Origin of the sequence: Bacillus sp. FSL K6-3458 (assembly GCF_038005045.1) — a bacterium.
In the GTDB taxonomy this organism is placed as follows: domain Bacteria; phylum Bacillota; class Bacilli; order Bacillales; family Bacillaceae; genus Bacillus; species Bacillus altitudinis.
The window spans coordinates 3,488,370-3,507,452 of record NZ_JBBOSI010000001.1; the positions used below are offsets into that span (position 1 = coordinate 3,488,370).

Sequence of the window (19,083 nt, forward strand, 5' to 3'; positions counted from 1 at the left end):
ATATAGGTTAAGTCCTCGATCTATTAGTATCTGTCAGCTCCACGTGTCACCACGCTTCCACCTCAGACCTATCAACCTGATCATCTTTCAGGGATCTTACTTCCTTGCGGAATGGGAAATCTCATCTTGAGGGGGGCTTCATGCTTAGATGCTTTCAGCACTTATCCCGTCCGCACATAGCTACCCAGCGATGCCCTTGGCAGAACAACTGGTACACCAGCGGTGCGTCCATCCCGGTCCTCTCGTACTAAGGACAGCTCCTCTCAAATTTCCTGCGCCCGCGACGGATAGGGACCGAACTGTCTCACGACGTTCTGAACCCAGCTCGCGTACCGCTTTAATGGGCGAACAGCCCAACCCTTGGGACCGACTACAGCCCCAGGATGCGATGAGCCGACATCGAGGTGCCAAACCTCCCCGTCGATGTGGACTCTTGGGGGAGATAAGCCTGTTATCCCCGGGGTAGCTTTTATCCGTTGAGCGATGGCCCTTCCATGCGGAACCACCGGATCACTAAGCCCGACTTTCGTCCCTGCTCGACTTGTAGGTCTCGCAGTCAAGCTCCCTTGTGCCTTTACACTCTGCGAATGATTTCCAACCATTCTGAGGGAACCTTTGGGCGCCTCCGTTACATTTTAGGAGGCGACCGCCCCAGTCAAACTGCCCACCTGACACTGTCTCCCTGCCCGATAAGGGCAGCGGGTTAGAAGGTCAATACAGCCAGGGTAGTATCCCACCGATGCCTCCACCGAAGCTAGCGCTCCGGTTTCCAAGGCTCCTACCTATCCTGTACAAGCTGTACCAACATTCAATATCAGGCTGCAGTAAAGCTCCACGGGGTCTTTCCGTCCTGTCGCGGGTAACCTGCATCTTCACAGGTACTATAATTTCACCGAGTCTCTCGTTGAGACAGTGCCCAGATCGTTGCGCCTTTCGTGCGGGTCGGAACTTACCCGACAAGGAATTTCGCTACCTTAGGACCGTTATAGTTACGGCCGCCGTTTACTGGGGCTTCAATTCGCACCTTCGCTTACGCTAAGCGCTCCTCTTAACCTTCCAGCACCGGGCAGGCGTCAGCCCCTATACTTCGCCTTACGGCTTCGCAGAGACCTGTGTTTTTGCTAAACAGTCGCCTGGGCCTATTCACTGCGGCTTCTCGGGGCTTTAACACCCTAAGAAGCACCCCTTCTCCCGAAGTTACGGGGTCATTTTGCCGAGTTCCTTAACGAGAGTTCTCTCGATCACCTTAGGATTCTCTCCTCGCCTACCTGTGTCGGTTTGCGGTACGGGCACCTCTCACCTCGCTAGAGGCTTTTCTTGGCAGTGTGGAATCAGGAACTTCGCTACTAAATTTCGCTCGCCATCACAGCTCAGCCTTCACGGGAAACGGATTTGCCTATTTCCCAGCCTAACTGCTTGGACGCGGATATCCAATACCGCGCTTACCCTATCCTCCTGCGTCCCCCCATTGCTCAAATGGTGAGGAGGTGGTACAGGAATATCAACCTGTTGTCCATCGCCTACGCCTTTCGGCCTCGGCTTAGGTCCCGACTAACCCTGAGCGGACGAGCCTTCCTCAGGAAACCTTAGGCATTCGGTGGACGGGATTCTCACCCGTCTTTCGCTACTCATACCGGCATTCTCACTTCTAAGCGCTCCACCAGTCCTTCCGGTCTGACTTCACTGCACTTAGAACGCTCTCCTACCACTGTTCGTAAGAACAGTCCGCAGCTTCGGTGATACGTTTAGCCCCGGTACATTTTCGGCGCAGAGTCACTCGACCAGTGAGCTATTACGCACTCTTTAAATGGTGGCTGCTTCTAAGCCAACATCCTGGTTGTCTAAGCAACTCCACATCCTTTTCCACTTAACGTATACTTTGGGACCTTAGCTGGCGGTCTGGGCTGTTTCCCTTTCGACTACGGATCTTATCACTCGCAGTCTGACTCCCAAGGATAAGTCATCGGCATTCGGAGTTTGACTGAATTCGGTAACCCGGTAGGGGCCCCTAGTCCAATCAGTGCTCTACCTCCGAGACTCTTACCTTGAGGCTAGCCCTAAAGCTATTTCGGAGAGAACCAGCTATCTCCAGGTTCGATTGGCATTTCACCCCTACCCACACCTCATCCCCGCACTTTTCAACGTGCGTGGGTTCGGGCCTCCATTCAGTGTTACCTGAACTTCACCCTGGACATGGGTAGATCACCTGGTTTCGGGTCTACGACCACGTACTCATGCGCCCTATTCAGACTCGCTTTCGCTGCGGCTCCGCATCTTCTGCTTAACCTTGCACGGGATCGTAACTCGCCGGTTCATTCTACAAAAGGCACGCCATCACCCGTTAACGGGCTCTGACTACTTGTAGGCACACGGTTTCAGGATCTATTTCACTCCCCTTCCGGGGTGCTTTTCACCTTTCCCTCACGGTACTGGTTCACTATCGGTCACTAGGGAGTATTTAGCCTTGGGAGATGGTCCTCCCGGATTCCGACGGAATTTCACGTGTTCCGCCGTACTCAGGATCCACTCTGGAGAGAACAACATTTCAGTTACAGGGCTGTTACCTTCTTTGGCGGGCCTTTCCAGACCTCTTCGCTTATATCGTTCCTTTGTAACTCCGTATAGAGTGTCCTACAACCCCAAGAGGCAAGCCTCTTGGTTTGGGCTGTTCCCGTTTCGCTCGCCGCTACTCAGGGAATCGCATTTGCTTTCTCTTCCTCCGGGTACTTAGATGTTTCAGTTCCCCGGGTATGCCTTCTCATACTCTATGTATTCAAGTATGGATACTACTCCATTACGAGCAGTGGGTTTCCCCATTCGGAAATCTCCGGATCAAAGCTTGCTTACAGCTCCCCGAAGCATATCGGTGTTCGTCCCGTCCTTCATCGGCTCCTAGTGCCAAGGCATCCACCGTGCGCCCTTTCTAACTTAACCATTTCTTACTTTAGAAAGAATCACTATGTGTGATGAACTTTGCATTGCATTCAATGTGAATGTATTACTTATTGTTATCTAGTTTTCAAAGAACAATCCTGTCTCGCTAGAGACATGTTTGAAGGAATGATCCTTCAAAACTAAACAAGACGAGAAACGTACGCTGCTCCATATATCCTTAGAAAGGAGGTGATCCAGCCGCACCTTCCGATACGGCTACCTTGTTACGACTTCACCCCAATCATCTGCCCCACCTTCGGCGGCTGGCTCCATAAAGGTTACCTCACCGACTTCGGGTGTTGCAAACTCTCGTGGTGTGACGGGCGGTGTGTACAAGGCCCGGGAACGTATTCACCGCGGCATGCTGATCCGCGATTACTAGCGATTCCAGCTTCACGCAGTCGAGTTGCAGACTGCGATCCGAACTGAGAACAGATTTGTGGGATTGGCTAAACCTTGCGGTCTCGCAGCCCTTTGTTCTGTCCATTGTAGCACGTGTGTAGCCCAGGTCATAAGGGGCATGATGATTTGACGTCATCCCCACCTTCCTCCGGTTTGTCACCGGCAGTCACCTTAGAGTGCCCAACTGAATGCTGGCAACTAAGATCAAGGGTTGCGCTCGTTGCGGGACTTAACCCAACATCTCACGACACGAGCTGACGACAACCATGCACCACCTGTCACTCTGTCCCCGAAGGGAAAGCCCTATCTCTAGGGTTGTCAGAGGATGTCAAGACCTGGTAAGGTTCTTCGCGTTGCTTCGAATTAAACCACATGCTCCACCGCTTGTGCGGGCCCCCGTCAATTCCTTTGAGTTTCAGTCTTGCGACCGTACTCCCCAGGCGGAGTGCTTAATGCGTTAGCTGCAGCACTAAGGGGCGGAAACCCCCTAACACTTAGCACTCATCGTTTACGGCGTGGACTACCAGGGTATCTAATCCTGTTCGCTCCCCACGCTTTCGCTCCTCAGCGTCAGTTACAGACCAGAGAGTCGCCTTCGCCACTGGTGTTCCTCCACATCTCTACGCATTTCACCGCTACACGTGGAATTCCACTCTCCTCTTCTGCACTCAAGTTTCCCAGTTTCCAATGACCCTCCCCGGTTGAGCCGGGGGCTTTCACATCAGACTTAAGAAACCGCCTGCGAGCCCTTTACGCCCAATAATTCCGGACAACGCTTGCCACCTACGTATTACCGCGGCTGCTGGCACGTAGTTAGCCGTGGCTTTCTGGTTAGGTACCGTCAAGGTGCAAGCAGTTACTCTTGCACTTGTTCTTCCCTAACAACAGAGCTTTACGATCCGAAAACCTTCATCACTCACGCGGCGTTGCTCCGTCAGACTTTCGTCCATTGCGGAAGATTCCCTACTGCTGCCTCCCGTAGGAGTCTGGGCCGTGTCTCAGTCCCAGTGTGGCCGATCACCCTCTCAGGTCGGCTACGCATCGTCGCCTTGGTGAGCCGTTACCTCACCAACTAGCTAATGCGCCGCGGGTCCATCTGTAAGTGACAGCCGAAACCGTCTTTCATCCTTGAACCATGCGGTTCAAGGAACTATCCGGTATTAGCTCCGGTTTCCCGGAGTTATCCCAGTCTTACAGGCAGGTTACCCACGTGTTACTCACCCGTCCGCCGCTAACATCCGGGAGCAAGCTCCCTTCTGTCCGCTCGACTTGCATGTATTAGGCACGCCGCCAGCGTTCGTCCTGAGCCAGGATCAAACTCTCCGAAAAAGTACAAAACCGAAGTTTTGCTTTTCGCCAGTTTGACTGACTACCTATGATGTATCATAGGATTTTTTATAAAAACTCGAATTAACAGGTACGTTTTGTCTTGTTTAGTTTTCAAAGATCATTTTTTTAAAATGGAGCGGGTGATGAGAATCGAACTCACGACATCAGCTTGGAAGGCTGAGGTTTTACCACTAAACTACACCCGCGTGGTTAAATGTTATTGGCGCGCCCGAGAGGAGTCGAACCCCTAACCTTTTGATCCGTAGTCAAACGCTCTATCCAATTGAGCTACGGGCGCTTAATCAGGCGACTTAATTATCTTAACATATCGTTTTTATTAAGTCAACATCTTTTTGAAGTTTGTTTGTCGTATCTGTCTGAGCATCAGTGTTTCAGATGCGTCATCAGCGACGAATAAAAATATACCATGGATCATACAAAAGGGTCAATACATTTTTCTAAAAAAGTTTAATGTTTTTTAAGAAGTGCTCTTTTGTTAGATAAATAGAGTTTCAATCGCCCTATTTTCATTTCTTTCTTCATAATTCTAATGATTCTTAAATAAAATCTTTCTAAATCCAAAGGAGGACAAAACATGGTCACCTAGAATTTTTATTTATTGGAAAATTCTTAATATTTTCCATGCATTTAAAGGAGGTAGGAGATGATGAAAAAGTTTGTCGCTTTTCAAATCATGATCGCTTTGGTGATAGGAGCTCTTATCGGCCACTTCTTCCCTGATTTCGGAATGGCACTGCGGCCCATTGGGGATGGCTTTATCCGATTGATTAAAATGATTGTAGTCCCTATTGTTTTCTCTACGATTGTCATCGGCGCAGCTGGCAGCGGTGGAATGAAGAAAATGGGCAGTCTCGGATTAAAGACAATCATTTGGTTTGAAGTCATTACGACCATCGTTCTTGGAATCGGACTTTTATTGGCCAACGTGTTAAAGCCAGGCGTTGGACTCGATTTCTCTCAATTAGCTAAGAAAGATATTGGGGAACTCGATGGTTATACTCAAAAGGTCGTCGATTTTAAACAGATGGTTTTAGACATCATTCCAACCAATATCATCGATGTTATGGCTCAGAATGATTTACTAGCAGTGATTTTCTTCGCTATTTTATTCGGTGTAGCCGCAAGCGGCATTGGGAAAGCTTCCGCTCCTGTCCTTACCTTCTTTGAATCAGTAGCACAAATTATGTTTAAGCTCACACAAATGGTCATGGTGACAGCTCCTATTGGAGTTTTAGCATTAATGGCAGCTTCTGTCGGACAATACGGCATTGTTTTACTCATTCCTATGATGAAACTTGTTGGCACTGTCTTCTTAGGATTGTTTATTATTCTATTTGTTTTGTTCCCTCTTGTCGCACTGATCTTCCGTTTTAACTACTTCGAAGTGTTGAAAATGATTTGGGATTTGTTTTTGGTTGCCTTTTCTACTACAAGTACAGAAACTGTTCTTCCACAGCTCATGTCACGGATGGAGAAATACGGCTGCCCAAAAAGAATCGTTTCCTTCGTCATCCCGTCAGGTCTTTCTCTTAATTGCGATGGTTCAAGTTTATATTTATCGGTTTCCTGTGTGTTTCTTGCACAAGCGTTTGGTGTCGATATGAGTTTATCACAGCAGCTCCTCATGATGCTTGTCCTTGTTTTAACAAGTAAAGGCATTGCAGCTGTCCCGTCTGGCTCACTTGTTGTTCTTTTGGCAACAGCTCATGCAGTAGGTCTGCCAGCAGAAGGTGTCGCTATTATCGCCGGGGTTGACCGGATTATGGATATGGCTCGAACAGGCGTGAATGTTCCTGGACATGCGGTTGCCTGTATTGTCGTTTCTAAATGGGAAAAAGTATTCCGAGAGTCTGCATGGGAAGTTCCAAAAGCAGGTGAAGAAACAAAAGGAATGTAATGTTTTTTATGAAGGAAAGGGGTCGCCCTTTCCTTTTTTTATGGCAAAAATGTCTGCTTCAGCACGGCTTTACCTTCTTGTTGCAACTGCACCTCCGCATATGCTCCGTTAATGAGGGTCATTTGAGGCGGTACGTGTCCACAATCAATATCGTAAACAATCGGTATGTGTAATTCCTTATGCAATTCTTCATATAGATCCGTATATTCATATCCTTCCACAGGAGTGTCCACTGCACTCCTGCCAAACATGATGCCAGAGCAATGATCAAACCAGCCTGCTAGTTTTAATTGAACAAGAGACCTCTTCATGCTCGCAGCATTTAATTCACAGTTTTCAAAATACCATAGAATGGGTTCACCTTTCAGGTATGTTTCTTGAAAAGCTTTGACATCTCCAAAAGGCGTGCCAGCTAAGTGCCGGATCACATCAATACAGCCACCCATCAGTCTTCCCTTCATCGTCGTCTCTAAGTGATCAACAGTACGCCATGCGGTTGGCTCGGTTAAATGAAAGACATGAATGCTTGGATGGTCATACTGCCATTCCTTTTGATACATATCAGAAGAAAATTGAGTAACGTCCTTTTTCTCTGGAGTGGAAAGTATTTGTTCCCACATAGCCGTCACCTGATCAAGCTCTTCCCCCTGAAGATCCACAAGGTTCGGTCCATGCGCTGTCGCAATGCCAGTGTTTAAGGTCAAAGCTAATAGAAGGAGACTTGTATCTGAGTAACCAAGAATCCACTTTTTTTGCATCACTGAGAAATCAAGATGCTCTAACACTTCAATAAACAGCTGTCCGCCCCATGGCGGGATGATGTGGTCAATCTCATGACAAGTCATCATCCGCTGTAACTCATTTGCTCGTATGATTGCAGGGGCAGATTTCGCTTTTTCCTGCTGCCATACTGTCTCTCCACATATGACTTCATAGCCTCTTTTTTTCATCCGATCACAAGACAGTTGAAACATCTCATGCAAAGAGGGTTGCACACCTGAGGAAGGTGCTGTCACCCCAATCGTTTGTCCTTTTTGCAAAAATGGATACTGGATCATCCTGCTCACCTCCACCTTCTATGAATCTCTCATCTATTCTTTGTAAAGAAAATTCCCCTTCTCCAAGGGGAATCTCGTCTTACTCTCTCTGACGCAGGACAGTATATACACCTGCGAAAATACACAAAATCCCAACAAACGAACGTAAGCCCATCTCTTCACCTAGAAGCATCCATCCAAGGACCGTGCCAACGATTGGTTGAAAGAAGAAAAACAGACCACCGCTTGAAGCGTCCATCAGTTGAAGCCCTCTATTCCACAAAAAGAAAGCAAGGGCCGTTGAGATGATACCTAGATACAGAATGCCGCCCCATATTTCCGGTCTTGCCATTTGCTGCACATCAAGATGAGGTAAACGAAACAAGACAGATGGTGTTAATACGATAAAGGCCACAATGATCGCATATGTTGTCGTCACTACTTGAGGATACTTTCCTGGAACTCGTTTCAAAAGAACAGACATGAGCGCCCATGTTAATGCAGCAATAACCAGTGAAAGACCACCAACAAACTCATCCGTTTGAACAGCGACAGGCCCAATCATCGTCAGCACACCTACTGTAGCAAGCAGAATGGAGACACACTTTCTCACTGTGAATGATTCTTTTAATAGAAAGAAAGCGAAAAGCACCATAAAAGCAGGTGTTGCCGATGTGATGACGGCACCCATTTGTGCAGACGTATACATTGTGCCAATTTCTTGGGTCACGATCGAAAGAAAGTTGCCAATCAATCCAATCGCCACAATCAGCGGGATATCCTTTTTGTCTAACCGAAAAGAGTAGCCCAAACGCCAAATCGTGAACACAAGAACGACTCCAGCTATTGCATATCTCATCCAGACGAGCTCAAGTGGCGGGACCACCGCAACTGTTACTTTGACCACTACATACATACCGCCCCAAATACTAGCAGCTAACGCTAAGTAAAGGGCTCCTATATATTTTTCATTCATTTTTTCCCCTCCGTTACTGGATATATTCACTGCGATATCCACAAACGGAGATCACTCTCCGTTATGGACGGAGGTGATTTGGTACATCATGTTCAAATAAAGGCTTCCATTGCATATCAGTCACCCCAATTGTTTTTATTTTCTGATTACTTTATAACAAAATCTGGTTCACTTCAATCCTTTTTTATCGCCATGTTTCTTCATATAATAGAAGTTCAATAGGATTGACATGATGAATTCGTTTTCTTATAGTAAGTAAAACAATTGATGTTTACACAGAAAAGGAGTAGAGTTCTTTGGATGTTGAAGCTAGGAAACACATTCCCACTGCCGGAAACGAACCGTTTCTTGAGGGAATAAAAGATTGTGTGCCAACCTTGCTTGGTTATATGAGCATTGGGTTTGCCTTTGGAATTGTTGGCATTAGTTCGCAGTTAAGTATATGGGAAATCGCGCTGCTCTCTATCTTTATTTATGCTGGCGCTTCACAGTTTATCATCTGTGCATTACTTGTGACAGGAAGCCCCCTTTCCGCTATTATTTTCACCACGTTCATTGTCAATTTACGGCATTTGTTACTCAGCCTTACGCTTGCCCCCCATTTTACACGCTACTCTGTAAAGCAGAACATCGGGTTTGGTCTTCTGCTTACTGATGAATCCTTTGGCGTAGCGATGAATAAATTAGCACAGCAAGGAAAATTGAATAACAGATGGATGCATGGACTGAATATTACAGCTTATTTATGCTGGATTGCTGCATGTACACTTGGCGGAATATTCGGACACTGGATTTCAAATCCAGAGGCGCTTGGTCTTGATTTTGCCCTATCCGCGATGTTTGCTGCGCTGCTCATTCTTTCTTTACAGACGGTGCCAAAAAATAAGCTAACCCATCGCTTGTCACTTGTTTTATATATGTTTGTTGCGATGTTTGTGCTGCTTCATTTTGTTCCTTCACACGTGGCTGTTTTGTTGGCAACTGTGCTTGTTGCCACTATTGGGGTGGTGACAGATAAATGATTAGTAGTTTTATGTTATGGCTCATTCTTGGCTGTATGATTGTGACCATCATCCCAAGAGTCGTTCCATTTTTATTTGTAAGGAGTATCCAGATGCCAGAAGTGGTGCTCAAATGGTTATCGTTTATCCCCATTTGTATATTTACCGCTTTGATTGCAGAGCATCTTTTCATACATACTACAGCAGGCGTCACCATTCACTGGATGTACCTTGCTGTCTTGGTTCCAACTGTGTTAATCGCTATTTGGACAAAAAGCTTGTCCCTCACCGTTTTAGTAGGCGTCATGCTGATGGGCACAGCTAGATGGTTTTTCTAATAGAAAAAGCTTAACCGGATGCGGTTAAGCTTTTTGTCATTTTACGATACCGTATATAAAGCCGTCATAGCCTTTTTCGCCAACAGTTTGAATAGCGGTTGCTTCAATTCTCGACTCTTGTTTGAGTAAATCGAAAAATTCACGCGTTCCCTTCACTCGCTCATCTTGATCAGAGGCATGGAGAACTGCCCCATTTCTGACCACATTGTCTGCAATAATGACTGTTCCCTTTTTTGAGAAATGTAACGCCCACTTCAAATATTGCGGGTTGTTTGGTTTGTCTGCATCAATGAAAATCAAATCGAACGGAAGCGTATCCTGCTCTTTTAACTGAGATAAAGTATCTAACGCTTTTCCTTGTAAAATGGTGACACGTTCTGCTAGGCCTGCTCTGTCTATGTTTTGCTGTGCGGTTTCTGCATGATGACTGACAGCCTCTAATGTCATGAGTTCTCCATCCGCTTCAAGTGCACGGGCAAGCCAAATGGTACTATAACCGCCAAGTGTACCGATTTCTAAAATGCGCTTTGCACCCTTGGTTTTTGCTAACAAATAAAGTAGTTTTCCTTGGGCCGGCGACACATCTATTTCTGGTAGCCCAGCTTGCTTATTCTTGATAAGAGTTTGCTCCAATACGTCATCTTTGGCCATCAATTTGTCTTTGATATACTCGTCAACTTTCCCCCATACTTGCTCCATTTCATCCATCTCCCTTGTTCATGTCTTCTATTTAAAGTCTACATGACGGAAGCAAGAATTTATAATCAATTCTTTTCACACACCTATTGATTTTATTGATGAAAGGTATGCGATGATGGATACATGGGGCGAGTACCTGCAAGTATGTGCAAACTACTGATTCAGCTTATTTTTCACGTCACCTTTTTTATCTTGAAGCTTTCCTTTTACTTGATCTTTCTTTCCTTCTGCTTTCAGGTTTTCACGATCTGTCGCTTCGCCAAGTTTTTCTTTCACTTGACCTTTGACTTGATTTGTTTTTCCTTTCGCTTTATCCATATGTCCATTTTGTTCACTCATTTGTTCCACCTCCACGTTTGATACTGTTTATTTAGCCTTTTTGCACATGACAAAACATCTGAGTGTGCTGTGTGCGCGTTTCAGGTATGATAGACGTAATGGAATGAAAGGTTGGTGGTCTGTTCAATGATCATTTCTGAAAGTATGTTCACTGTACGTGGTGTGACCTATCGTATTCGCTCTGCTGCATTAGCAGATGCCAAACAGTTATCAACTCTCAGACTGAAAATCGATGGTGAAACCGAATATTTAGATCGTGAACCGGGTGAAGCTTTTATTGATGAGAAAGGGTTCGAGGCGTTGATTCAAGAGGATTCCAAGGAATGCCGTCATCTCTTTTTAGTTGCAGATATTGAAGGAGACATTGTCGGTTTTTCAAGATGCGAAGGACATTCTCTTAAGCGCTCTGCTCACAAAGTAACGTTTGGCGTCGCCGTACAGAAGGCCGCTTGGGGCTATCACATCGGGAAAGAACTTTTAGCTACATCGATCGACTGGGCAGATCAGCAAGGCATTCAAAAGATGTCACTTCAAGTAATGGAAACCAATCAAAAAGCCATTCGTTTATATGAACACTATGGCTTTGAGATTGAAGGCTTGTTAAAAAAAGATAAACGGCTGGCGGACGGCATGTATTATGATACGGTTGTGATGGGCAGGCAGCGGCCAGTCTCCTGACCGCTTACATGACATAACTCCAGATCATCGAAATCGCACTATACATAAGCAGCAGCCCCATGACGAACTGGAACGGCCGCTGATAAAGAGTCAAAAAACGCTTGAATACAGAGCCAAATAAACTCCAGCTAAATGTGCCTAAAAAACCAATGATGGCAAGAATCAGCGTCAACAACATGTATTGCATATTGGACTGTCCATACGGCAGAACAAAAGTGGAAATGACGGTTAACCCATACAAAATGGCTTTCGGATTAATAAATTGCAGCAGCATTCCCGGGATAAAATGATTATAGCGGTCTAATGTTTCGTCATCTCCGCCTTTACTTTTCATGATTTTAACAGCCAAATAGATCATGTAACCGGCTCCTATGAAAGCCATGACCCAGCCGATTTTCGGCATGACTTGATAAAGAATGAGATTAAAGAAACCACTCAAACACAAAATGACCAAAAATCCGATCCCAACCCCTAAACAAAATCGAAATGTTTGCTTGACCCCATATTTATTCGTAAAGACCATCGCCATGATATTATTCGGCCCAGGGGTGAAACTGGTAACAAAAGCATAAATCAACATGGAAACAATCAAATCGTTACCTCCTTTTCATACGTTATTTAGACTCAAAAGTCTTTATTGCGTATATTACGTTTCATTGTACTATTCGGTCGTTATAAAGTAAATAAAAGAAAGGAGTTTTTTGATGGAGGATGTACAATCAATTATTGCTAGAAATGTCAAACTGCTAAGAGAGCAAAAGAAATTAAGCCTAGAAAAGATGGCTGAGGTAACAAGTGTGAGTAAAACGATGATTGGGCAAATCGAAAGAGGAGAATCCACACCGACCATCACCACTCTGTGGAAAATCGCCAATGGGTTGAAGGTGTCTTTTAGTGAACTCATATACGCACCGCAACCTGAAATTAAGATCGTGCGAAAAGAAGAAGGACAAGTTTTAACCGAGGACGAGGGAAAGTATCGGGTATATACGACGTTCCCATTTGATGACCTGAGAAAATTTGAAGTCTATCAGGTAGAAATTGATCCTCATGGGTCGTTAAGTGCGGAAGAACATATCGGCGGTACAGAGGAATTGATTACCGTATTTGAGGGAGCACTTGATTTATCGATCGGTGATGAGCAATACACATTACAAGCTGGCGACTCGATTCGGTTTAAAGCTGACCGTGCCCATGAGTATAAACAATCAGGAGAACAGATGGTAAGGATGCAAATGATTCTTTATTATCCCCATTAAAAAAAGCTGACAGGCTTGTCCACCTGTCAGCTTTACATTTTATATTTAATTAAATCCTGGATCGCGTACAACCGTTCCAGTAAAGGTAACTCTATATTTTCCTAAACCTAACTCTTCAATTGACGATTGATAGAGAATACCGACCCATCCATCCTTTGCATATGTAATACTTGATGGAATGTTTGACGTCGTATATGTTCTCGTTTCCGAGACGGTTCGACTTGCTTGTACCGTTACTTCACTGCTTACTTTCCCCTTCGCTTCTACCGGGACAGCGGTAACACCCGCACCCGTTAAAACAATTGCTCCAACCAAAACAGAAGTTATGACCTTTTTCATAAAAAAACCCCCCCTTTTTTTGTTGAACATATTAACCATACCATAATTTAGAACTTTAGTAAGTTATTTTTTCATTTTTTTGAAAATTATGATATGATTGTCTTATGCTGGATAGAGAGTGTTACATACTTCTATGCTTTTATCCTCACCTCATTCTAGTGAAACAATTGATAACGGAGGTGATTTCATGAAAAAATGGCTTATCTGTTTTCAACTTGTTTTCCTCTTCACCTTGACGGCCACACCATTTGCTTCTGCTGCTTCATGCCCTACAGTGAAACCATGTGTTATTGATCCTTAAGCATAAGAAAAAGTCGATCAAGCCTATTCACTTGATCGACTTTTTTGTTATGCTTGTTCGGCTTCCCAGCGAGCAACCTCTTCTCTTACTTTAGGAGCCACTTCTTTCCCAAATAACTCAATAGCTTTCAACACTTGATCATGCGGCATTGAACCGACTGGCACGTGCAACATGAAGCGCGTAATGCCTACATTTTTTCGCAGATGAATCACTTTCTCTGCTACGGCATCTGGATCTCCTACATACAATGCACCTTCTAATGTTCTTGCTGCATCGAATGTAGAACGGGTATAAGGTCCCCAGCCTCGTTCTCTTGCTAATGTATTCATGACATGCTGTGTAGAAGGGAAGAATTGATCTGCTGCTAATTCTGTTTCCTCCGCAACAAATCCATGTGAATGGGATGCCACCGTTAATTTCTCAGGATCATGTCCAGCGTGAATCGCAGCTTGCTTGTAGAGCTGCACTAGCGGTGCGAACTGTCTAGGGCTGCCGCCAATAATGGCAAGGACAAGTGGTAATCCTAATAATCCAGCACGTACGACAGATTCTCTGTTTCCTCCACTGCCAATCCAGATGGGAAGCGGATCTTGAACAGGTCTTGGATATACGCCGACATCCTGAATGGCTGGACGGTGCTTACCGCTCCACGTCACACGCTCTGACTGCTGTAATTTCAACAGTAAATCTAGTTTTTCTTCAAATAATTCTTCATAATCATCTAAGTCATAGCCAAAAAGCGGGAACGATTCAATAAATGATCCACGGCCAGCCATGATCTCTGCACGCCCGTTAGAAAGGCCATCTAATGTCGCAAAATCTTGAAACACACGAACAGGATCTGCCGATGAAAGAACAGTTACGGCACTTGTCAGACGAATATTCTTTGTTTGCGTTGCCGCAGCTGCTAATACGACTGCTGGATTTGATGCGGCAAAATCTTCACGATGATGCTCTCCTACACCAAAAACGTCCAGACCCACTTGATCTGCTAAAATAATTTCTTCTACTACTTCACGAATACGCTGTGCGTGGCTGACTGTTTTTCCTGTTTGAAAATCAGGTGTTGTTTCTACAAATGTACTAATTCCTAGTTCCATGAATGGAACCCCCTATCTTATAAATATGTCACAAATTCAGAGACCGGCTTGCGGTAGCCTCTCGCTTGTCTGCTTTCTACTTTTTCTTTTCCGAGCGTGATCATTAATACAGGAACCAAATCTGATTCGATGTTTAACACCTTTTTCATTGCTTCGGGGTCAAAGCCGATCATTGGGCAAGTATCCCATCCCTTGTTTTTGGCGGCAAGCATAAATAGCATGGCAGATAATGAAGCATTGCGAATCGCCTCTTCTTTCTGAAAGTCTGATCCTCTCTGCACATAAAAACTCATCGTCTCTCTGACCATTTCCTCATATTGTTGCGCATTTAAGATGCCGAGCATTTTTAGGCCTTCATAAATGTTTCCTGCTTGCTCATAAGCTTTCGGATCGCCGAGCACAATGATCGCTGCTGAAGCGGAATGCACCTTATATTGTCCAAATGCAGCATCTCTCACTTGCTCTTTAAGCGCTTCTGATTGGACGACGACATATTGCGTATGCTGTAAATTAAAGGCTGAAGGTGCCAGCTTCACTTCTTCAAAGATACTATTAAGCTCTTCTCTCGAAATCGAGATATTCGGCAAAAAATTTGATGCTGATCGTCTTTCACGTACCAATGTATCAAAGCTGTGTGTCATCTTGTTTCCCCTTTTCGTGAAGTTGTTTTGCACCTAAACCGATTTTTTTCAACCATTCAATGAGCTGCTCTTTTTCCTCTGTTTCGATAAAGGACAGATTTTGTGAAATGACATCTGTATGTATTGGAAAAATATCGTCAAATAGCTGCTTCCCTTTATCTGTCAGTAATACATGGAATACACGTTTATCAGAAGGTGCACATTGTCTTTTGACTAATTCTTGTTTTTCTAATTTGTTGACCACATAGGTGATGCTCCCACTTGGAATGGATAGAATCTCACTAATTTTTTGAACGGGATGCGGTCCCTTACTATACAGTAATTCAAGAATTTGAAAGTTTTCAAATCCGATATCATAACGTTCAATGTCTTTTTGGATGTTTGCAAAAAGGGCATGGTAGGCTTTCATCCACACTCGGAAAAGCCTTAAGTCTAATTCCTGATCTTGCTGCACCATGGCAACTACTCCTTTTTCAATAAATCCTAAAACTAGGATAAATTTATCCTAACACTAGGATATTTTCTTGTCAACGTGTTTGTTTGATTAAAAAAAGACCCCTGTGATTCAGTGGTCTTCTTTTAACACAAAATGCATTTCAGCAATTTGTTTGTATTGATTCACTTGTTGTAATGAAAATCTAGATTCCTGTTCAGTTGGAGGGAAAAGAGGGATTCCTTTTCCAATCATGACAGGTGCGATTTGGAGATACAGCTCATCGACTAATTTTTCTTTTAATAATGCTTGAAGCAGTTCCCCGCCTCCTACTATCCAGATATGCTGCCCTTTTTCATTTTTTAAGTTGTGGATAAATGAGAGAACATCTTCACGAATGATACGGGTTCCTGTATGGCTGTCTTGTAAAGTGCGAGAAACGATATAACATGTCTTGTCTTCATAAGGAAACCCATCAGGTGAGAGCTTTAGAACCTGTTCATATGTGTTCCGTCCCATGATCAGCGTATCGACGGAAGCATAAAATTCCTCATATCTCGTATCCTCTTCGCCCTCTGTTCCTATGAGCCAATCTAAACGGTGATCATCCCTTGCTAAATATCCATCAATGCTCATTGCCCCATAAAATAGTAATTTCCTTTTCAATCTCACCACTCCCCACTTCAATTAAGAACATACATTCTTATCTTAACAGACAGGAAAGAAAAAGAGTATATGATTAATTCGTTTCTTACGATTCCTGTTCTACCTTCATGAGAAGCTTGTACAAGATGTGTGCAAGCTGCCCCGCTTCGACTGTCATCCCTTCATGAATCCATTCCTCCAGTACACCAACAACACCAGACACAACAAATGAGGCCACAATCTGTTCATGCTCCGTAATTTGCCGCTGATCAAGCTGCCACTCTTTCATGATTTTTTCTTTAAAAAACGATTTGAATTGATTCGTCGTTGGGCTATTCGGTTTGACAAACAACGTCATCATGAATTGTTTTTCTTTTAAATACTCAGTTGTTTTGTTTAAAAAGGACAGCATATCAAGCGGGTCCTGGCTTGGAAACGATTCATCGTATAGTCCGCCAAGCTGATCGAATAGTTCCTTCTCAAGCTGTTCATGCAAATCAAATACATCTTGGTAGTGCAAATAAAAGGTCCCTCTTCCTAAATCCGCTCTTCTAGATAGCTCTGATACTGTAATTTGTTGAACATCTTTTTCCTTTAAAAGCTCAAGAAAGCTTTCCCGTATCGCCTTTTTGGTTTTGATTGTTCGTCTGTCCTTCATCAAACACCCTCCATTTTTGAACAATCTGGCTATACCTGTCTATTTATGAACAAGAGATCATTCATTGCCGATGTTCGGTTTATTTTCCTCTTATTATAATAGACACATGTTCAATAATCTATATCTGTTCAAAAAAAGGAGGACCATCATATGTTTCAATTCAGACTTGCTAGAGAGGATGAACTGCCTCAAGTGGCAGCGTTGTTAGATGATTCATTTCAGAACTATTCATTTTTTGATTTATTATGCGAAAAGGTTACCAAGCGTGCTGCTTTCGCCCGGCAGTTGCATTTGGTCAATACAAAGGTATATTTTCAGCATCAAATCTGTTTGGTCGGGGTTGAGAACGAGAAAATTGTGTCTGCCGCCCTGTTAAAACATCCCCGTCTTCCTGAGCCAGGACTCATGGATTATGTGTTATCTGGTGGGTTAAAGCTGCTCTTTACTGGTGGCATATCGGCGATTCAGCATGTGTTCCGTATGTTAAAGGAGGCAAAAAAAGCGTGTTCCTCCTTAAAGAAACCTTACTGGTATTTAGAAGCTCTTGTCGTTGCAAAAGACCAACAAGGAAAAAAACTTGGAAGCCGTATGTTAAAGCAATGCCTTTTCCCCTTTATCGCCCGGCAAGGCGGCGGACTGTTCACACTGATTACACACAACGAGGCCAATCGTCATTTCTATCGAAAAAATGGGTGGACGGAGTTTGATGAGAGAGTACTGCACGGAGAAGAGATGTCCCTAGAAAGCTGGAGTTATAAAACCGTGATCAAATAAGGTATCTTCTTCAAGGGATGATATAATAGAAGCAGTTCAAACAATGATCATACTTGGAGGAGAGACTGATGATACGACGACTTGATCATATCGTGTTGACTGTTCAACATATGGAGGAAACCATTCGCTTTTATACAAACGTATTAGGAATGAAGGAAGAAACTTTTGGAGAAGGCCGTAAAGCCCTTCGTTTTGGCTTACAAAAGATCAACCTTCATGAAGCGGGTCATGAATTTGAACCAAAAGCTGCTCATCCCCAGCCTGGATCTGCTGACTTGTGTTTTATCACCGATTTAGATATAGACAGTTTATTGCTTCATCTTCGAAAGCAGGTTGTTCCAATTGAAGAAGGTCCGGTCAGACGTTCTGGTGCATTAGGTCCGATTGAATCCATTTATATCCGTGATCCTGATATGAACTTAATTGAAATCTCCCGATATATAGAGGAGGCTGATCCATCATGACTCGATTATTCTTGAGACCGATTGAAGAAAAAGATTATCCTGGTATTCATAGAGGATGCCAGCATGCAGAAACACTTTATATGACTGGCACACGCAAAACGTTCACACTAGAAGAAATTCGCTCAGCCTATACCCGTTTTCTGCTGGATGACAGTAGACGAGACTTTGCCATTTGTCTGCTAGACACGAAAGAAATGATCGGGGATGCGGCGATTGTGGATATTGATCCGATAAACCATACGGCAAGTTTCCGCATTGCGCTACATGGTCCAGAGCATTTTCACAAAGGATATGGCACTGAGGCTGTTCGGATGGTCCAAACATTTGCCTTTGAGACGTTAGAACTCAATCGGCTTGAGCTTGAAGTTTTTTCCCATAACCCACGAGCCTTTCGAAGCTATGAGAAAGCCGGATTTCAATATGAAGGAAAAAGACGTCAAGCGCTCTATTTCAACGGTGCTTATTCGGATGTCATCATGATGGGCATCCTTCGTGAGGAATACGATAGAATCAAATCATAAAGATGTCCCAGCCTACGATGGGTCATCTTTTTTAAACAAATGAACCCCTGTAACGATGATCAAACAAATGATAGAAGAGAGAACGATAGAGACGCTTGATATGCTGAGCGCCATCCCTTCCCATCTGCCAATGAAGAAACTGCCGATCAATAACAGCAATCCAAACAAGGTGATACATATCGGAACAATCAGCCCGGCATGGCGATGCCTGCGTCTTTTTCCTGCCCACCACGAGAGACAGAGTACAATGACAGTAAAAATAGCGGTTTGCAGCCAGAACATATCGCATCAACTCCT

At 44.3% G+C, this 19,083-nt stretch carries 20 protein-coding genes, 2 tRNA genes and 2 rRNA genes; 8 read left to right on the plus strand and 16 right to left on the minus strand.

Features of this window, described 5'->3' with window-relative positions; genetic code table 11:
- Positions 1 to 3: 3 nt before the first annotated feature.
- The 4 genes from MHH23_RS18470 to MHH23_RS18485 all read right to left on the minus strand — a co-directional run bounded on the left by MHH23_RS18470 (position 4) and on the right by MHH23_RS18485 (position 4,963).
- Positions 4 to 2,934, minus strand: a 23S ribosomal RNA gene (locus MHH23_RS18470).
- A gap of 182 nt (positions 2,935 to 3,116) precedes the next feature.
- Positions 3,117 to 4,665: ribosomal RNA gene (locus tag MHH23_RS18475) — 16S ribosomal RNA — on the minus strand.
- The 16S and 23S rRNA genes sit together here with 2 tRNA genes alongside, the layout of an rRNA operon.
- Before the next feature lie 132 nt (positions 4,666 to 4,797).
- A tRNA-Gly gene (locus MHH23_RS18480) sits at positions 4,798 to 4,871 on the minus strand.
- 15 nt (positions 4,872 to 4,886) lie between these two features.
- A tRNA-Arg gene (locus MHH23_RS18485) sits at positions 4,887 to 4,963 on the minus strand.
- A gap of 369 nt (positions 4,964 to 5,332) precedes the next feature.
- Here MHH23_RS18485 and gltP point away from each other — a divergent pair.
- The gene (gene gltP / locus MHH23_RS18490; RefSeq protein ID WP_024719154.1) at positions 5,333 to 6,583 is read left to right on the plus strand and encodes a glutamate-aspartate/proton symporter GltP; all 1,251 of its coding nucleotides are present in this window, start codon (positions 5,333 to 5,335) and stop codon (positions 6,581 to 6,583) included.
- Positions 6,584 to 6,621: 38 nt separating this feature from the next.
- Here the strand turns inward: gltP and MHH23_RS18495 are convergent, their stop codons facing one another.
- Positions 6,622 to 7,641, minus strand: coding sequence for a S66 family peptidase (locus MHH23_RS18495; RefSeq protein WP_039170182.1), 1,020 nt, complete (start codon positions 7,639 to 7,641; stop codon positions 6,622 to 6,624).
- A gap of 79 nt (positions 7,642 to 7,720) precedes the next feature.
- Entirely contained in the window at positions 7,721 to 8,596 is an 876-nt protein-coding gene (locus MHH23_RS18500) for a DMT family transporter (RefSeq protein ID WP_039170184.1), read from the minus strand.
- A 296-nt stretch (positions 8,597 to 8,892) separates the two neighbouring features.
- Between MHH23_RS18500 and MHH23_RS18505 the strand changes: the two genes are divergently transcribed.
- Both MHH23_RS18505 and MHH23_RS18510 read left to right on the plus strand, forming a co-directional pair.
- Positions 8,893 to 9,618, plus strand: a complete 726-nt coding sequence (locus MHH23_RS18505; RefSeq protein WP_007496390.1) for an AzlC family ABC transporter permease — start codon at positions 8,893 to 8,895, stop codon at positions 9,616 to 9,618.
- Positions 9,615 to 9,935, plus strand: a complete 321-nt coding sequence (locus MHH23_RS18510) for an AzlD domain-containing protein (RefSeq protein ID WP_041092890.1) — start codon at positions 9,615 to 9,617, stop codon at positions 9,933 to 9,935. The genes MHH23_RS18505 and MHH23_RS18510 overlap by 4 nt, the downstream gene beginning before the upstream one ends.
- Before the next feature lie 36 nt (positions 9,936 to 9,971).
- Here MHH23_RS18510 and MHH23_RS18515 read toward each other — a convergent pair whose 3' ends face one another.
- Both MHH23_RS18515 and MHH23_RS18520 read right to left on the minus strand, forming a co-directional pair.
- Complete coding sequence (locus tag MHH23_RS18515) at positions 9,972 to 10,634, minus strand: O-methyltransferase (RefSeq protein WP_045035200.1); 663 nt, start codon at positions 10,632 to 10,634, stop codon at positions 9,972 to 9,974.
- Between the two features lie 153 nt (positions 10,635 to 10,787).
- Positions 10,788 to 10,973: a CsbD family protein gene (locus MHH23_RS18520; RefSeq protein ID WP_024719159.1), complete on the minus strand. Its 186-nt coding sequence runs from the start codon at positions 10,971 to 10,973 to the stop codon at positions 10,788 to 10,790.
- Between the two features lie 126 nt (positions 10,974 to 11,099).
- Here MHH23_RS18520 and MHH23_RS18525 point away from each other — a divergent pair, with 126 nt between their 5' ends.
- Positions 11,100 to 11,651 (plus strand): GNAT family N-acetyltransferase, encoded by a 552-nt coding sequence (locus MHH23_RS18525; RefSeq protein ID WP_144668396.1) that lies wholly within the window; start codon positions 11,100 to 11,102, stop codon positions 11,649 to 11,651.
- A 4-nt stretch (positions 11,652 to 11,655) separates the two neighbouring features.
- On the opposite strand, the gene MHH23_RS18530 is transcribed toward MHH23_RS18525, so the two are convergent.
- Complete coding sequence (locus MHH23_RS18530; RefSeq protein ID WP_039170191.1) at positions 11,656 to 12,243, minus strand: LysE family transporter; 588 nt, start codon at positions 12,241 to 12,243, stop codon at positions 11,656 to 11,658.
- Between the two features lie 112 nt (positions 12,244 to 12,355).
- Between MHH23_RS18530 and MHH23_RS18535 the strand changes: the two genes are divergently transcribed.
- Positions 12,356 to 12,910, plus strand: a complete 555-nt coding sequence (locus MHH23_RS18535) for a helix-turn-helix domain-containing protein (protein WP_024719162.1) — start codon at positions 12,356 to 12,358, stop codon at positions 12,908 to 12,910.
- Positions 12,911 to 12,955: 45 nt separating this feature from the next.
- Here MHH23_RS18535 and MHH23_RS18540 read toward each other — a convergent pair whose 3' ends face one another.
- The 6 genes from MHH23_RS18540 to MHH23_RS18565 all read right to left on the minus strand — a co-directional run bounded on the left by MHH23_RS18540 (position 12,956) and on the right by MHH23_RS18565 (position 17,027).
- The gene (locus MHH23_RS18540; RefSeq protein WP_024719163.1) at positions 12,956 to 13,249 is read right to left on the minus strand and encodes a hypothetical protein; all 294 of its coding nucleotides are present in this window, start codon (positions 13,247 to 13,249) and stop codon (positions 12,956 to 12,958) included.
- 348 nt (positions 13,250 to 13,597) lie between these two features.
- The gene (locus tag MHH23_RS18545; RefSeq protein WP_017358431.1) at positions 13,598 to 14,650 is read right to left on the minus strand and encodes an LLM class flavin-dependent oxidoreductase; all 1,053 of its coding nucleotides are present in this window, start codon (positions 14,648 to 14,650) and stop codon (positions 13,598 to 13,600) included.
- Positions 14,651 to 14,667: 17 nt separating this feature from the next.
- Positions 14,668 to 15,291 carry a nitroreductase family protein gene (locus MHH23_RS18550; RefSeq protein WP_039170198.1) on the minus strand — a complete coding sequence of 208 codons (624 nt, stop codon included), beginning with the start codon at positions 15,289 to 15,291 and terminating at the stop codon, positions 14,668 to 14,670.
- On the minus strand, positions 15,275 to 15,748 hold the full coding sequence (locus MHH23_RS18555) for a MarR family winged helix-turn-helix transcriptional regulator (RefSeq protein ID WP_159145444.1): 474 nt from the start codon (positions 15,746 to 15,748) through the stop codon (positions 15,275 to 15,277). Before MHH23_RS18555 ends, MHH23_RS18550 begins: the two co-directional genes overlap by 17 nt.
- Before the next feature lie 108 nt (positions 15,749 to 15,856).
- Complete coding sequence (locus MHH23_RS18560) at positions 15,857 to 16,360, minus strand: dihydrofolate reductase family protein (RefSeq protein ID WP_051404170.1); 504 nt, start codon at positions 16,358 to 16,360, stop codon at positions 15,857 to 15,859.
- A 115-nt stretch (positions 16,361 to 16,475) separates the two neighbouring features.
- Complete coding sequence (locus MHH23_RS18565; protein WP_024719167.1) at positions 16,476 to 17,027, minus strand: TetR/AcrR family transcriptional regulator; 552 nt, start codon at positions 17,025 to 17,027, stop codon at positions 16,476 to 16,478.
- A gap of 150 nt (positions 17,028 to 17,177) precedes the next feature.
- Between MHH23_RS18565 and MHH23_RS18570 the strand changes: the two genes are divergently transcribed.
- From MHH23_RS18570 to MHH23_RS18580, 3 genes are all read left to right on the plus strand, one after another.
- On the plus strand, positions 17,178 to 17,801 hold the full coding sequence (locus MHH23_RS18570) for a GNAT family N-acetyltransferase (RefSeq protein ID WP_045035198.1): 624 nt from the start codon (positions 17,178 to 17,180) through the stop codon (positions 17,799 to 17,801).
- 68 nt (positions 17,802 to 17,869) lie between these two features.
- Positions 17,870 to 18,265, plus strand: coding sequence for a VOC family protein (locus tag MHH23_RS18575; RefSeq protein WP_008346708.1), 396 nt, complete (start codon positions 17,870 to 17,872; stop codon positions 18,263 to 18,265).
- Positions 18,262 to 18,786: a GNAT family N-acetyltransferase gene (locus MHH23_RS18580; RefSeq protein WP_024719169.1), complete on the plus strand. Its 525-nt coding sequence runs from the start codon at positions 18,262 to 18,264 to the stop codon at positions 18,784 to 18,786. The genes MHH23_RS18575 and MHH23_RS18580 overlap by 4 nt, the downstream gene beginning before the upstream one ends.
- A 12-nt stretch (positions 18,787 to 18,798) precedes the next feature.
- Here the strand turns inward: MHH23_RS18580 and MHH23_RS18585 are convergent, their stop codons facing one another.
- Complete coding sequence (locus MHH23_RS18585) at positions 18,799 to 19,068, minus strand: YesK-like family protein (RefSeq protein ID WP_024719170.1); 270 nt, start codon at positions 19,066 to 19,068, stop codon at positions 18,799 to 18,801.
- Positions 19,069 to 19,083: the final 15 nt, after the last annotated feature.